Origin of the sequence: Pelodictyon phaeoclathratiforme BU-1 (assembly GCF_000020645.1) — a bacterium.
Taxonomy (GTDB): Bacteria; Bacteroidota; Chlorobiia; order Chlorobiales; family Chlorobiaceae; genus Chlorobium; species Chlorobium phaeoclathratiforme.
The window spans coordinates 855791-871023 of sequence record NC_011060.1 but is presented as its reverse complement, the minus strand read 5'-3'; the positions used below and the strand labels follow the sequence as shown (position 1 = coordinate 871023).

The following is a 15233-nucleotide window of genomic DNA, read 5'->3' as shown; positions in this document are numbered from 1 at the left end:
TTAAGGCGCACACAAAGGCAGGAGATAGCGCCCGGTCAAAGAGTCCTTTCTGAGAGCAATCTCTTCGGGCGTTCCTTCCGCAACAAGAGCACCTCCTTTGTCACCAGCTCCCGGGCCAAGGTCGATAACCCAATCGGCCTGCATGATGATGTCGGGATTGTGTTCGATAACAACAAGGGTGTTGTGCTGTTCGAGAAGTTTTTCAAAACAGCCGATCAACTTTTTGATATCCTCAAAATGCAGACCGGTTGTGGGCTCATCAAAAATAAAAAGGGTATGCGCCACATCCGCATGGGCAATAAAGCTTGCCAGCTTCAGGCGCTGGGCCTCACCACCGGATAGAGTGCTTGAAGACTGACCAAGCTTGATATAGCCAAGCCCTACTTCATCGAGCACCAGAAGTTTTTTTGCAATTCCCCTCTCTTTGCTGAAAAAAGTGATCCCTTCTTCTACCGTGAGGGCAAGCACCTCTGCAATAGAGAGCCCGTTGTACTTCACTTCGAGGGTCTCGGCCTTGTAACGCAGACCACTGCAATCCTCACAAACAGCCTCTATATCGGCAAGAAACTGCATCTCAATGTGAACACTGCCCTCTCCTGCACAAGTTTCGCAACGTCCTCCAGGGATATTGAAGGAAAAATACCCAGCCTTCAGCCCCCTCTCACGGGCATCCTTTGTCTGGGCAAAAAGGGTGCGGATATCGTCAAATATCTTCAGGTAGGTAACGGGGTTACTGCGGCTTGATTTCCCAATGGGTGACTGGTCAACATGCTCAACCCGATCGACCAGCCATGCTCCCGAAATTGAGCGGTGCGTGCCCACCTTCTCCTTCAATCCAACCTTTTCCTTCATAATCCCCTTGTTGAGAATATCATTAACCAGAGTGGACTTGCCTGAACCACTCACACCGGTCACACAGGTCATGACGCCAAGAGGAAAACGAACATTAATATTTTTCAGATTGTTCTGCATGGCGCCGGTGATTTCAATGCAGGAGCTGAAATCCACCTTTCTGCGAACCACTGGCACCACAATCTGCCTCTTGCCGTTGAGGTACTGGGCGGTCAAAGAGGTGCCAGACTCCTTCATGGCCGCTATTGAGCCATGAAAAACCACCTCACCGCCAAGACGACCTGCATAGGGGCCAAGGTCAATAACTTCGTCGGCAGCCTCAATAATTTCGCGGTCATGCTCAACAACAACAACGGTATTACCCAAGTCACGCAACTTTCTGAGCAGCGTGATCAACCGTGCAGAATCACTCTGGTGCAGCCCTATGCTCGGTTCGTCAAGAATATAGATTGCTCCAACAAGCGGAGAACCAAGGGATGTTGAAAGATTGATACGCTGAAACTCACCGCCACTCAAGGTATGAGTCAGACGATCAAGGGTGAGATAGTTCAATCCGACATCAAGCAGATAACCAAGGCGCTTGATAATTTCCTGCAAGATAACCTCAGCCACCTTGCGGTCGAAGGGTGAAATATTGAGATTCCGGAAGAAATCGGAGGCATCCGCAATATTCATGCGCGAAACCTCACCGATATGACGGCCCGAAACCCTGACAAGCCTTGCATCAGGATTCAGGCGGCTCCCTTCGCAATCAGGACAGGTCGCATAGCCCCGATAACGGCTCAAAAAGACCCGGTAGTGCATTTTATAACCGGCATCCTTCTCAATTTCAGCAAAAAAGGGCCAGATCCCCGTATACCGTTCATCCGCAGTACCCTTCCAGATAATCTCCTTCTGCTCGTATGAGAGCTTTTCATACGGCACATCAATCGGGATACCAAGATCATCCGCACAGTCAAGAAGATCCCTGAGATTCCAGCGATACTTTTCCGAATTCCAGCAGGCAATGGCACCCTCTTCAAGCGAAAGTGATTTGTTTGGCACCACTGCATCCTCATCAATACCGGCAATACGTCCAAACCCCTGGCAGGTTGTGCAGGCACCAATCGGGGAATTAAAGGCAAAAAGCTGGGGAGAGGGCTCCTGATATTCAATCCCGTTCAGTTCAAGCCGATCACTGAAAATGAAGGTTTTTCCTCCAACAACCTTCAGGACAGCATACCCTCCGGATTCATTGAAACAGCTCTCGGCAGCCTGTGAAATACGGCCAAATACTTTCTCGTCATGCCGCGCCACAAAACGATCGACGAGTACAAGAAGAGATGAACGTTCGGAATTCGGCATCTCAAGCACCCGCTTGCAGGCCGATTCCTGGTTGAGATCAAGCATCTCCTCCCCTGCAACCACACGAAAAAAGCCTTTTTTCAGAAGATTTGCTATTTCATCCTGGACCGGACAAGTATGGTGCCCTGCATCCTGATGAGCCGGGAAAAAAAAACCGGCATAAAATTTCGTGCCCTCCTCAAAAAATCCAGCCTGCAGACTCACATCATCGGGAGTATGCTTTAAAACAAGTTCGTTGGTATCACGAGAATAAATTTTGCCGATGCGGGCATAAAGCAGGCGGAGATAGTCATAGATCTCCGACACCGTACCAACAGTAGAGCGAGGATTTTTCGGAATGGGTTTCTGCTCAATAGCTATTGCCGGAGCAATTCCTTCAACACTTGCAATATCCGGACGAGGCATACGTTCAAGAAACTGACGCACATAGGCTGACAGGGATTCCACATAACGACGGTGACCTTCCGCATAAAGAGTATCGAAGGCAAGGCTTGATTTGCCCGATCCGCTGACACCAGTCAGCACAACAAAACGATTCCGCGGAATACAAACCGAAATATTGCGGAGATTATGGGTATTAATGCCTTTGAGAACGATATCCGGCAGACTCGTTTCAGCCGCTGCTGAATAATTGAGCCTATGAGTGGTCATATTGCAATATCATCTTGTTTCAGTAATGGTCGAACTGGAAAACCCGCAAAAAGGGGAACACTGACCCGGAAGATAAGAAATGAAGCTTCAAGCTCAGGAAAAAACTTTTTGGATCTGGATGCTCACGGCTTGATCTCATCAAGAAGAGAGTGCAAGGTAGTCGCAGTCAGAAGCTCCTGTATCTTGTACTGCAGGTTATTCAGATAACCGCGGTGATGACAGGAGGAAAAAATTTCACAGCTATCCGGAGTCACACCACAGCGAACCAGATGCGGCTTCCCTTCAATGGCAATCGCAATATCGGCAACAGTAATTTCATCCATCGTCTTGCCAAGGGTATAACCTCCTTTTACGCCCTGCACAGAGGTGGCGATACCTGCCCGTTTGAGACTTTGCATAGCCTTGGAAAGGAACTCCTGTGAAAAGCCGATCTCATCGGCCATCTCCTTTACGGTCACAACCCTACCCACACCCTTTGTTGCCAGATAGGTAACCGCATGAAGTCCATATTCAAATTTCCTGGAAACCTGAAGCATAGCATTCAATTTATATTAAACAGGATTATTTTAACCCTATTTTCCGTAGAAACCTAATATCTTTTCTCTTGCCTTAAAAAACTATATTACCTTTAAGCACCAGACGGCATCATTTCAATCACTTGATTATTACCATGAAGAGCACCGTAAAAGATCAATATTTTCTCTGGCAATTCTCCCCTGAGCAGGAGGCAAAAATCCGATACCAGGAGTATGGAGAAGATAGCGAGGGAAAAACCCCTATTCTTTTTCTTCATGGGTACGGAGGGATGATTGAACACTGGGATCTGAATATCCCTGAATTTGACCGTAATCACAAAATCTATGCCATGGATTTGATTGGTTTCGGCAAGTCACAGAAACCCAATGTACGTTACTGTCTGGAACTCTTCGCTTCACAGATCGAGACCTTTCTCTTCTTAAAAAAACTTGATTCGATCATTATTGTTGGCCACTCGATGGGCGCTGCGAGCGGAGTCTATTTTGCTCACCACAAGCCAGAAAAAGTCAAGGCGCTTATTCTTGTCAACCCTTCCGGCCTTTTTGCCGACACGATGGATGGCATGAGCTCTCTCTTTTTTGGACTTGTCGCCTCCCCGCTCATTGGAGAGATGCTTCTTGCTGCTTTTGCGAACCCGGTTGCCGTTGGTCAAAGCCTTACACCAACGTACTTTAACCAAAACAAGGTTGATGAAAAACTGATAAACCAGTTTACCCGACCCCTTCAGGACAAGGGGGCTCAATTCTCTTACCTTTCGCCGTCAAAAAGACCGCTTGATTTCAGGCTCGACCACCTTGCAAAACCCTGCAACTACAACGGCCCAGCCTATCTTGTTTGGGGAGCGGAAGATGTTGCACTCCCGCCACATAAAATCATCCCTGAATTTCAGCAACTTCTGCCACAGGCTGGAGCATTCATCATTCCGAAAGCATCACATTGTATCCACCATGATGCCCATGAAGCGTTTAACAAGCGACTGGCACGGATACTTGACCTTCTTGAGTAACTCTTTGGCTCTCTCTCTGCGGAAAAAAGTTACTCCGCCGTTCTCTGTCTGACGTGAATATCTTTCGACTCTGGAACCTTCAGGCCAATTTCGACAGCATAGCTCTGGAATTGGCCGAAAGGAACCCACTGAACACTCATTTGCCAGCAATGAAGATTACGGGAAATCTGGAACATGGGTAAAACCAACTCCCCGTTTTGAAAATCATACCCGGTATTCATGGCAATCTGCCAGTTTTTTGACAATGCTGCCTGTGCTGCTGCATTGAACAGTGAGATGCTCTCTGGCTCAACAGGATTGCTCCTGTCAGCCTGCAGAAAAAGTGAAAAACGAAGCTGCCAGGGCAGATTATAATCGATACTGCTGAGATTACCTGTATTGAAATAGGTCTGAAGGGTATTCATAAAAACTGGTGACCGGGATGGCAAAATGGTTGACGCAGCCTGGTTACTGCCCTGAATGCTCAGACTCATGTCGAGAAACCCCCTGACGAAACGCAGCAATCCGTTACCCTCCTCACTGTTGAAACGGTTAACCCTTGCCCCGGTCACCGGATCATAACTGTAAAAATCATACATGGAACCTGCACTGAACAGCAAATTATCCGAGAGGGCGTTACTTGACGCAAGAATGGTCAATGGCGCAAACTGAAGAGCATCAGCAGCAAAGTTGTACCCGGTCGAAACGCTCAACGAAAGTAATTGCGTCGTGTGATCACCAACTGGAGAATCAGCCTCCAGAAGAGACCGGGAGTCCCCGAACTTGCCATGAAAAAGATTTTTCAACGTAAGGCCAACTGTACTCTGCCCCTCAGGCAGACCGGGGTCAAAAGTCCTCTGGTATGGCCAGTCATAGGTATGAGAGCTGGAATTATACCCGCTGCCGGAAAATGCAGGATTCCACACATAGCTGATCGTGGGAATAAAGGTATGACGTAACGCCTTGAGAGAAAGAATAGGGTCAAGAAACCCGGTATCAAGAATACCATAAACCCTTGTACTGGAATCAACTGAGAAAATAGTTGTTGAAAAGTCACTGTTTCCGGCATTCGGATGCAACGACTGAACAAAAGTAATGGCCGGATTGACGTTGAAATGACTGAACAGTGTGGATTGCATGCGAAGCGGAAACACAACACTCGTACCCGTGTAAGTATCGTCGAAAAGTCCATTACCACCCTCTCTTCCCTGAAATCTGATTCCCTGCGTAAAAAGTGCCCTGGTGCCAGTCCCAAACTCACGATAGTACCCCACCTCTCCACTGAGGTTTGCCGAATAGCCAGAAAAGTCCTCGGAATTCCGTGAAGAAAAATGCTTGACAACAGCAGCACCGGTGGTCAAGGAGAGATCCGACCTCCAGTCATCACCCTGAACGCCGGAACGAAAGGGATAGATCCTGTTCTGATAGAACGATACCCCGATATTCTGTGAAAGGGCAAGAGTACTTAGCTCTTCAGAACGATCGTAAAAAACAGAGAGAATGCTGTTCTCATCATGAAACGTTTTCACCAGAGAGGCTCGGGCATTGGACTGCTGGCTGACCATACTCTCCGAATCAATGGAATTCAGATTGTAGCCATGAGGAGCGCCCTGAAACTGGAAGTTGACATCAAGGCGCGTCGAAGGGTCGAAAAACTGATTATGAAGAATTTTGGCATTCCAGTCGGTATAGAGAGGATAGTGTCTGTATTCCCCTGAAATTTCGCTTGTAAATAGGTTCCGCTTTGCAAAACGAAACCGCTCACCGAGCCGCCAACTTCCGTTCACAGCGATGTCACCCTCAGACCTGAAATCCATATAATCATTGATAGCCCAGAAATAACCAAGATTCGACAAAAAAATGCTCTGGTCATGACTGCTGAGACGAGGAATAATAAAACCCGATGTCCTTCCCGAACTTATCGGAAAAAGCATATAAGGCAGTACAAGAATCGGCAGGGCGGGAGGGCGCCATGAAAAAATTTCCGGCCTGATGTACATGATCAGCGGTCTTGCTGTAACCCCTTTATCGGTATGAACGATCATATGAGAAGAGGAGAACCAGAAATGGGGATCATCTTCGTTGCAGGTGGTAAAAGTACCATCCCTGATGATCATATCCCCATTTTCAAGTTTCGAAACCTGCTCACCGGTAAAATAAATACCACTTGAAGAGGATGAAACATGAGAAGTCTCCCCCCTGCCGGTTGTAAAATCGTAGGTCATCGTTGCCGCATCGAAACTCCCCTCCCGATCAGTAAAGCGAGCGGGTTCAAAGGGCGTTTTCGAAGAATCGGCATCACCAAAAGCATGAAGCAGTGTTGTATCAAGGTCGATAACTATTTTTGGCGCCTTGACACTGGCCTCATCTTTTCCAACACTCGCTTTACCCCACAACTCCATGCTTCGAGTATCAAGGTTATAAATGAGGGAGTCCTTCGCTGTAAAGAGAATAGTGCTTTTGAGCCCTCCCTTTCCGGAAAGCGAATCGGCCACGACCGGCTTCTGGACGGGAGAATCCTGATGCCGCTGACCCGAAATCCCGGCAGCATGCAAATCCTCCCGGTAAAAAAGTGAAGACTCAGAGACAACAAGGCAAAGGAGAGCCAGAAACGAGGTTTTTTGCTTGATAAACTTCAAGGCAGTAATGCTCCGTTACAGTATTATGCTATTCACTTATAAAAGTTTAAATATATTATTTTATTGGTCGTGTAGCTGCTATTTTCTGTAAAGGTTCCCGGCTCTGTATGTGGTAACCACACTGTAAGCAATTCTTTAACTTTTTCACACTCCATGCTGCCCTCTGATTATTCCGCACCCGATACTTCCGGTCATTTCGGCTGTTTCGGCGGCAAGTTTATCCCTGAAACGCTCTTTAAAAATGCCGCCGATCTTGAATCGGAATACCTTAAGGCAAAAAGCGATCCGGCCTTTCAGGCGACGCTTGACAAACTGCTCCGTGATTATGTAGGGCGACCGACCCCTCTCTATCATGCAGAACGACTCAGCAGAACGCTGCAGGGAGCACAGATCTATCTCAAGCGGGAGGATCTCTGCCATACGGGAGCCCATAAAATCAATAATGCACTCGGCCAGGTGCTGCTCGCCCGCCGTATGGGCAAGAGAAGGGTTATTGCTGAAACCGGCGCCGGTCAGCACGGAGTAGCCACCGCAACCGTCTGTGCCCTTTTCGATCTTGAGTGCATTGTCTATATGGGTGAAGAGGACATTCGGCGGCAGGCGCCAAACGTGGCAAGAATGAAACTGCTTGGCGCAGAGGTTCGGCCAGTCGGAAGTGGTTCAAAAACGCTGAAAGACGCAACAAGCGAGGCTATCCGCGACTGGATGAATAATCCTGAAGAGACCTTTTACATTATAGGCTCGGTGGTCGGTATGCATCCCTATCCGATGATTGTTCGGGATTTTCAGGCCGTCATAGGCAAAGAGACCCGTTCGCAGATTCTGGCGCAGGCAGGAAGGCTTCCTGATGTTATCACGGCATGTGTTGGCGGCGGCAGCAATGCGGTGGGTATGTTTTATGAGTTTCTGAAGGATGCCCGAGAGATCGAGCTGGTTGGTGTGGAAGCGGCAGGAGAGGGACTCGACAAACGACATGCTGCCTCAATGACCCTCGGAAAACCGGGAGTGCTTCATGGCGCACTGACAAAACTGCTGCAGAATGAAGATGGGCAGGTTCAGGAGGCGCACTCCATCTCGGCAGGCCTTGACTACCCCGGAGTCGGCCCTGAACACTGCTACCTGCAGGAACTCGGGCTGGTAACCTATACATCGACAACAGACACCGAGGCACTTGCTGCGCTTGAAACACTGGCAAAAACCGAAGGCATTATTTGTGCGCTGGAATCGGCCCACGCCATACATTACGCCATTACAAGGGCTCCATCCATGCAAAAGGAGGCCATCCTTGTGGTCAACCTTTCGGGGCGCGGCGACAAGGATATGGAGACCATCATGAGGGAGCTTTCACTCTAATCAGTTAACCCAGGGGTTATGCGTCAACAAAACAACCAGGGGGATTACCAGTAAAAACCCTCCTGGTTGCAATGAAATAGAGTGGAAATAGTTAACTCAACAAACAAAAATGAGTGTTGTAGTAAAAAAGAGCATCTCAGTAAAGAAACCCGAAAAGCCTTTTTTTCAAACTTTAATTTTACCTTTCTCCCGTTAGGATGTCTCATTAATTTTGGAGGTATTTCATGACTCAAGTTATTGTATGCAATATCGATGATGATGAAAATCGCATGCTAGAATTGCGTGCTGCCCGACATGGCTGGAGTATAGAGGAAGAGGTGCGTCAGATTTTGCGCAGAGCTGTCAGCGAAGAGGATCAGGCACAACGAAAAACTGGTTCACGTATTGCAGCACGTTTTACTGAGGCGGGCCTGACAGAACCATTAAATGAATTCCGGAGAAACATCATCAAACCGATAGACTTTGGTTCATGATTACGACAAACTTAAACATGCCAAACAAACCTGAACAAAATTTAGCCTCTGTTGTTGGAGCTGAGACCTATGCTGTCTGGATCAATATGCTCAACGAACTTGTTCCACAGGGACGAACCCACCGCCTTGCACCTCTCGTTGCCGGAATGTTGCATTATGCACTTGCACTTGCCATCGCCAAAAAAAAACATGATGAGGAGTCCAGTACAGCTTCAGCAGTTCAATCTTTACTCTACGCAGCGGAGGTATCAGACCCTTCGGAAGTTGAGAACTATCTGAGGGAGATGGTAAAACAGCTTTTCAGGGATGCCAAAGTTAACTACAACAGAACTAATGCGCACGGCAAAAAATACAGCATCCTGGAGAGTACTTGTGAAGAGTTCGTCAACTGGTACAATATGCCGTGGGAGTGACACTGTACCTCAAGAGTTTGTTGCCTTTTGGAGCCTTTATTGCTATCTTTTTAACGTATCCGAAACAGAAGATGTTGTTGCTCGGCGGCAAAGAGTTCCCTTTCGCCGTTATTGCAAAACAGAGGAATATAATTGAACATCATTGACACATGGGATTGGCGCTATCGAGTAGCGTTTGACCAATCACTTCGTTCCAGGGTGGAAGAGTCCATTCGCAAGATGAGCCATGAGCCTTCTCGCAGGATTATGACCTCTCTTCTCTCCACTTACACCAGCAAGCTTTCGGTAAGTCAGTTGATTTCGACCTGCTGTGACGAGGCGTGCGATAGACAAGCGGTTATTGATGCTGCAACAAAGCAGAGCCCACTCTTTCTTCCGATTTTTTTGAGTGATATATACCGCTCAAAAATTGAATCGTCTGAGAAACTGAGCGCTGTGCACAAGGATGTATTGCTTAAAATTGTCAAAACTGCATCCGCAGAGCCCTTTTGCAATTACCACTGCGACATATTTGAGCCAATTTTTGGTTCCACTCTTGACGCTCTTTTAAAAAATGCTGTAACTGAGATAGAACCTCCAATCGTCGATACTGGAATATCCGGTCATGACATTTTAAAAATCACCAAAGAGATCATTCGGGAGCTGCATGAAACAATTCCCCCATCCTTAAAGGGAATTGCAGGATACATCCCCGATTTTACTATCAAGGTTGTGCCGAATTTTGGCTTTGCTGAATACTGGCCGACATCTCTGTCTGGTGCGGATGCCGATGAACTCATTGTTTATGATAACCCGGATCAGCTCGGGTATCAAAATTTTCGTGCAACAATAATCCACGAAGTTTTTGGTCATAGCACGTTCTACAGTTTTGTCAATGAGCTACAGCCACCCTTCTTTGATCATGGAGCAATTGCTTTTTTAGAGGGCTGGGCAACCTGGTGCGAATGGACAACATCTCATCGGGATCTTGCCAAACACCTCAAATCAGCACGCTGCAAAAGTTTGGAGCTCTTTCATGGAACAAATGCAGAAAAGATTCAAAGTGATATCAGAACTGTTACCTCACTCCTGGGATACTCGAAAGCCGTTGCCAGTTCAAGCATTGAATACTATTTCCAATATCCAGGCCTGGGGTTTTCTTATGCACTTGGCGCTCTGTGGTTTGAGCATCGTTTTTCAACTATTGAGCCAATAGAGTTCTTCAAATCAATACAACAAAAACCCTGGGGAGATTTCTTCGCACTATGGTAAACCTGCAACCCAGTTTTTATTTTTGTCATGCGTTTGATCTTGGAACCCGTTTAACCCATTTTTCTGAATGGATTAAACGGGATTCCCTGCCTGTTGCGCCAAAAGTATTGAGATACCAGCGAGTCAAATTCAATGGAGCCGAATTATTTGTAAATCAGATGGGATTTGCCATAGTATTTCAGCGCATAAACCATGTAACAAACTATGCTGAAGCTCATCAATGCTATAGCCACAACTTTGAAAAACCATATTCTGAACTCTCTACGGCACTCCACAAGCTCTTTGGCATTCGGCCAATCGGCGACACCTCGTTCGTTGTCGCATTAGGCGACAAGGAGCTTACGATGGATTGGCAAGCTGTGCACGCACCATGTACCTTAGCCTCTATAACCTCGTTGATCGAGGCGCTTTTTATTGATGAACTATGCCGCGTATTAGAACGACAAAGCGATTCGTTTCTCAAGGAATCTTCGCTCGCTGAAGATCGTCTGCTTGCTGAGTACGCCGAAAGTCTTTTTCCTCTCGCTTATCCTTCAGGTTTTCTTGTTGAGAATGTGGAGATATCGGAAATGGAAAAGTACTACGATCAATGGAAACTTGCCGGGCGCGTCATATCGCTTCACCAAAGATTCACAGAGTCTGTTATAAACACAGCCCTTTATAACGGCCATCTTGAAAGAAATCGTCAAAACACTTTGAATACAGTGCTTGCCACTATTGCATTGCTCTCTTTGGCTCAGGTCAGCGCCACTATTTCGGGTGTGCTTGGCAAGGCTGCAATCGCGACCACAGAAGAGCAACTCAATCAGTTTTTAATCAGCGCTGCGGTCGTTTCGCTTCTCTACGGTGGATGGCAATACATTGTAAAGCCGTGGACAAGCATTATTGTTGACAATATCAAGCGTGCATATTTAACCTGGCGAGCAACCAGAGGCAGAACGATGGAGAAGAACAACCCTCACTCTTAATCCACCAAGACGGAACACGGCCATGTTTATCGGCACACTTTCACCGGAATACTCAAATGGCATTTGCTTTCATTTTCGCTTTATTACAACTTTTCCGTAACTATTACATAACAGCAAACAAACCAATAGGTCAATAATACAGCCTGATCTCCACAATATCCACAACACCCTGACACTGCCGGGAACTCATTGCCCCCGAGAACCATTTCCATACAAGCCGCACCCATTGCATACAATCCTTTTATTCTGTAAACTGCTACCCCTTTTCAAAAAAAACGGACACGCATGAACCATGAATATTGACCGGCGCCTTTTTCAGTTGCTTAAAGAAGAACGGACGCCGTTTATCTTTTCGATTATATCGGGAGTCTTGGCTGCGGGGATGCTGATTGCCCAGGCCTACTACCTCAGCCTGGTTATCGACAGCGCCTTTATCCAGAGGAGCGGCATGGAGAGGCTTTTCCTGCCGCTCAGCCTTTTTGCGCTTTTCAGCACTCTGCGCATGGCTTTCAACTGGTTCTCCCATACTGAAGCAAACCGTGGTACACTCATTATCCGAGAGAAGATGTTCAACCGGCTCACCAATACAGTCGGTGCTCTCGGGCCGGTCTATGCCAAGTCGGTACAAAGCGGACGGCTCAGCACAACACTTTTGAAGGGTGTTGAAGCGCTTGACGCCTATTACAGCCAGTATATTCCGCAGCTCTTTTTTGCCCTCTTCACGCCACTCCTGATTGCGGGCACCATCCTGCCCGGCGACCCTATCTCCGGCACCATTTTGCTCCTGACTGCGCCCCTTATCCCAGTCTTTATGATTCTGATCGGGAAATCGGCCAGCGCCATGACGGAAAAGCAGTGGAAAACCATGAGCCGCATGAGCGGTTTCTTCCTTGATGTGCTGCAGGGGCTGCCGACCCTGAAACTCTTTGCGCAGAGCAAGCGGCAACACGATGCCATCGAAGAGTCGGGCGAAAGCTTCCGCCACGCTACCATGCGCGTGCTGAAAGTAGCCTTTCTCTCCTCCCTGACGCTTGAACTGGTGGGCACCATCGGCATGGCCATCATTGCCGTCGGCGTCGGGCTCCGCCTTATGGGTGGAAAGCTCACCTTTCAGCACGCCCTCTTTGTGCTGATACTGACGCCTGACTTCTATCTCCCGCTGCGCCAACTCGGCACAAAATTTCATGCCGGGATGGAGGGCGTCAGCGCCTCAAAGGAGATCTTTGCCATTCTCGACCAGAGCACCCCTGCACCCGTGCAGCAGGCTGCATTTGCCGTACATGAGAGCGCCGGAAAAAGGCCCATTGTGTTCGCCAGTATCAGCTACACCTACCCCGGCAGCTCGCGACCGGCGCTTGAGGGAATCAACGCCACCATTCCCGCAGGAAAAACCACCGCCATCATCGGCCCGAGCGGTGCAGGAAAAAGCACCCTGATCAATCTGCTGCTCCGATTCCAGGTGCCCAGTGAAGGAAGCATCACCATTGACGGCAACCCGATTCACGCTATCCCGCTTGAGGCATGGCACCGCCAGATTTCATGGGTTCCGCAGCACCCCTACCTCTTCAACGCCACCTTGAGGGAGAATATTCTCCTTGCGCGACCGGAAGCTTCAGCAGAAGAGATGGAGAGTGCCCTAAAAAAGACAGGTCTCACCACCTTTATCGGCTCGCTGCCCCAAGGACTTGAAACCATGATTGGCGAAGAGGGGGCCCGGCTGAGCGGAGGAGAGGCACAACGGGTGGCGCTTGCCCGCGCCTTCCTGAAAAACGCCCCGCTGCTGGTGCTCGACGAACCAACCTCGCACACCGATCCTGAACTTGAAGCCGCCCTGCGCAGCTCCATCCAGGAGTTGATGAAAGGAAGAACCACCATCATCATTGCCCACCGGCTTGAAACCATACGCTCCGCAGAACAAATTATTGTAGTCAGCGAGGGGAAGATCACCCAGTGCGGTACCCATGAGGAGCTGATCGCCAACGGAGGTTTCTACCACGATTCCCTCCTTCTGCAACAGGATAGACAATCATGAAAACCTTTTTTCGACTGATCGCACTGGTCAAACCATATTTCTGGTGGATGGCCCTCGCCGCACTCATCGGCTTCGCCACAACCGGCAGCGGCATCGGCCTCCTGATGACCTCCGCCTACATCATCGCCAAGGCGGCCCTGCAACCGCCGATGGTCACCCTGCAACTCGGCATCGCGGGAGTACGCTTTTTCGGCCTTGCACGGGGAGTCTTCCGCTACATCGAAAGGCTCATCTCCCACAACATCACCTTCAAGATTCTTGCAAAACTGCGGTTATGGTTTTACGACGCCATTGAGCCCCTCGCACCGGCACGCCTCATGCACTTCAAGAGCGGCGACCTGCTGCAACGGGTTGTGGACGACATCCAGAGCCTCGAAAACATCTACACCAGAGTGCTTGGCCCACCGCTCACCGCACTGCTTGTGGCCGCACTGATGTGGTTTCTGCTCGGCGTCTACTCCCTGCAGGCAGCGCTGCTCATCCTCTGCTTTCACTCCCTTGCAGGCATTGGCGTCCCGCTCCTCACCCGGCAGTTGAGCCGTGGCCTCTCGGTGGGTATCATGAACCGCAAGGCAGAGCAGCAGGTACTGGCGCTCGACCTCTTCCAGGGGATCGGAGAGCTGCAACTTTACGGACAACTTCCGGCGCACCTCGCCGCCATGCAGAGCGCCGAAAGCGGCAAGCTGCAGCTTCAAAGAAAGAACGCCATCATCGAAGGGCTACACGAATCCCTTACCGGCCTCCTCATGAACGGCGCCCTCATCGCCATTCTCTGGGCGCTCATTCCCTCCATCTCCACCGGCGTGGTCAACGGGATTTCACTTACCGTCATCACCCTCGCCGTCATGGCCTCGTTTGAACCTTTTCTTCCGCTGCCCTCCACCCTCAAGCACCTCGAAGCTGATCAGCTCGCCGGAGAACGCCTTTTTGAAATTCTCGATGCCAAGCCGGAAACGGTCGCCCCGCTCACTCCCCTCCCCTTTCCGGCAGAGCATTCCATTCAGGTTGAGCAGCTCAGCTTCACCTACCCCGGCAGCGATACAAAAGCGCTCGACCGCCTCACCTTCACCGTTCTCCCCGGAGAGCATATCGCCATCGTCGGCCCGAGCGGTGCAGGCAAATCGACCATCACCTCTCTCTTCATGCGCTTCTGGAACAGCAGCGAAGGGAGCATCTCCATTGGCGGCCACAACATCACCCTCTTCGACCCTGAAGAGCTGCGCCGCCAGATAGCCCTCGTCTCGCAGCGCACCTACCTCTTCGCTGAAACCATCCGCGAAAACCTGACCCTCGCCGCCCCGGATGCCACCGACGACGATCTCAAAAAAGCGCTCACCGCCGCCGGGCTCAGCCACTTCACCGCAAAACTCGACGAATGGTGCGGTCAGCACGGTATGAAACTCAGCGGTGGAGAGCGCCAGCGCATCGCCATTGCCCGAGTCCTGCTGCAACATGCCCCGATCATGATTCTTGATGAAGCAACGGCCAACCTTGACGGCGTAACGGAGAGAGAGGTAACCCAAACCCTGAACGCCATCAGCTCAGGAAAAACGCTGATAACCATTACCCACCGCTTAAAGGCAATGGAACAATACGACCGGATTCTTGTGCTTGAGAAGGGAAAGATTGTGGAGCAGGGTCTGCATAGGGAGCTTATGGACGGGAACGGGCTCTACCGGAGGATGTGGGAGTTGCAGCATGTGGCGGAGATGACGGGGTGAGTGTGCTAACAGCA

The 15233-nt window shown here is 49.5% G+C and carries 11 protein-coding genes; 8 read left to right on the top strand and 3 right to left on the bottom strand.

Annotation, left to right across the window (positions count from 1 at the left end; translation table 11 throughout):
- Together uvrA and PPHA_RS04090 are read right to left on the bottom strand one after the other, a co-directional pair.
- Complete coding sequence (gene uvrA, locus PPHA_RS04095; RefSeq protein WP_012507615.1) at positions 1-2847, bottom strand: excinuclease ABC subunit UvrA; 2847 nt, start codon at positions 2845-2847, stop codon at positions 1-3.
- A gap of 122 nt (positions 2848-2969) precedes the next feature.
- Entirely contained in the window at positions 2970-3383 is a 414-nt protein-coding gene (locus PPHA_RS04090) for an RrF2 family transcriptional regulator (protein ID WP_012507614.1), read from the bottom strand.
- A 134-nt stretch (positions 3384-3517) separates the two neighbouring features.
- On the opposite strand from PPHA_RS04090, the gene PPHA_RS04085 reads away from it, so the two are divergent.
- Positions 3518-4390: an alpha/beta fold hydrolase gene (locus PPHA_RS04085; protein WP_012507613.1), complete on the top strand. Its 873-nt coding sequence runs from the start codon at positions 3518-3520 to the stop codon at positions 4388-4390.
- Positions 4391-4419: 29 nt separating this feature from the next.
- Here PPHA_RS04085 and PPHA_RS04080 read toward each other — a convergent pair whose 3' ends face one another.
- Positions 4420-7008 carry a putative LPS assembly protein LptD gene (locus PPHA_RS04080; RefSeq protein WP_012507612.1) on the bottom strand — a complete coding sequence of 863 codons (2589 nt, stop codon included), beginning with the start codon at positions 7006-7008 and terminating at the stop codon, positions 4420-4422.
- A 153-nt stretch (positions 7009-7161) separates the two neighbouring features.
- Here PPHA_RS04080 and trpB point away from each other — a divergent pair, with 153 nt between their 5' ends.
- From trpB to cydC, 7 genes are all read left to right on the top strand, one after another.
- On the top strand, positions 7162-8361 hold the full coding sequence (gene trpB / locus PPHA_RS04075) for a tryptophan synthase subunit beta (RefSeq protein ID WP_012507611.1): 1200 nt from the start codon (positions 7162-7164) through the stop codon (positions 8359-8361).
- Positions 8362-8585: 224 nt separating this feature from the next.
- Positions 8586-8834, top strand: coding sequence for a FitA-like ribbon-helix-helix domain-containing protein (locus tag PPHA_RS04070; protein ID WP_012507610.1), 249 nt, complete (start codon positions 8586-8588; stop codon positions 8832-8834).
- Between the two features lie 17 nt (positions 8835-8851).
- Complete coding sequence (locus tag PPHA_RS04065; protein ID WP_150085594.1) at positions 8852-9247, top strand: hypothetical protein; 396 nt, start codon at positions 8852-8854, stop codon at positions 9245-9247.
- A 435-nt stretch (positions 9248-9682) separates the two neighbouring features.
- Complete coding sequence (locus PPHA_RS04060) at positions 9683-10498, top strand: hypothetical protein (protein ID WP_150085592.1); 816 nt, start codon at positions 9683-9685, stop codon at positions 10496-10498.
- 158 nt (positions 10499-10656) lie between these two features.
- Positions 10657-11466 carry a hypothetical protein gene (locus tag PPHA_RS04055; RefSeq protein WP_150085590.1) on the top strand — a complete coding sequence of 270 codons (810 nt, stop codon included), beginning with the start codon at positions 10657-10659 and terminating at the stop codon, positions 11464-11466.
- Positions 11467-11758: 292 nt separating this feature from the next.
- Positions 11759-13498, top strand: a complete 1740-nt coding sequence (gene cydD / locus PPHA_RS04050) for a thiol reductant ABC exporter subunit CydD (RefSeq protein ID WP_012507606.1) — start codon at positions 11759-11761, stop codon at positions 13496-13498.
- Entirely contained in the window at positions 13495-15219 is a 1725-nt protein-coding gene (cydC, locus tag PPHA_RS04045; protein WP_012507605.1) for a thiol reductant ABC exporter subunit CydC, read from the top strand. The genes cydD and cydC overlap by 4 nt, the downstream gene beginning before the upstream one ends.
- Positions 15220-15233: the final 14 nt, after the last annotated feature.

Bases quoted from the DNA above. Each gene is read 5' to 3' on its own strand.
- uvrA (WP_012507615.1), bottom strand. From the start codon at position 2,847: ATGACCACTCATAGGCTCAATTATTCAGCAGCGGCTGAAACGAGTCTG.
- PPHA_RS04090 (WP_012507614.1), bottom strand. From the start codon at position 3,383: ATGCTTCAGGTTTCCAGGAAATTTGAATATGGACTTCATGCGGTTACC.
- PPHA_RS04085 (WP_012507613.1), top strand. From the start codon at position 3,518: ATGAAGAGCACCGTAAAAGATCAATATTTTCTCTGGCAATTCTCCCCT.
- trpB (WP_012507611.1), top strand. From the start codon at position 7,162: ATGCTGCCCTCTGATTATTCCGCACCCGATACTTCCGGTCATTTCGGC.
- PPHA_RS04070 (WP_012507610.1), top strand. From the start codon at position 8,586: ATGACTCAAGTTATTGTATGCAATATCGATGATGATGAAAATCGCATG.
- PPHA_RS04065 (WP_150085594.1), top strand. From the start codon at position 8,852: ATGCCAAACAAACCTGAACAAAATTTAGCCTCTGTTGTTGGAGCTGAG.
- PPHA_RS04055 (WP_150085590.1), top strand. From the start codon at position 10,657: ATGGGATTTGCCATAGTATTTCAGCGCATAAACCATGTAACAAACTAT.
- cydD (WP_012507606.1), top strand. From the start codon at position 11,759: ATGAATATTGACCGGCGCCTTTTTCAGTTGCTTAAAGAAGAACGGACG.
- cydC (WP_012507605.1), top strand. From the start codon at position 13,495: ATGAAAACCTTTTTTCGACTGATCGCACTGGTCAAACCATATTTCTGG.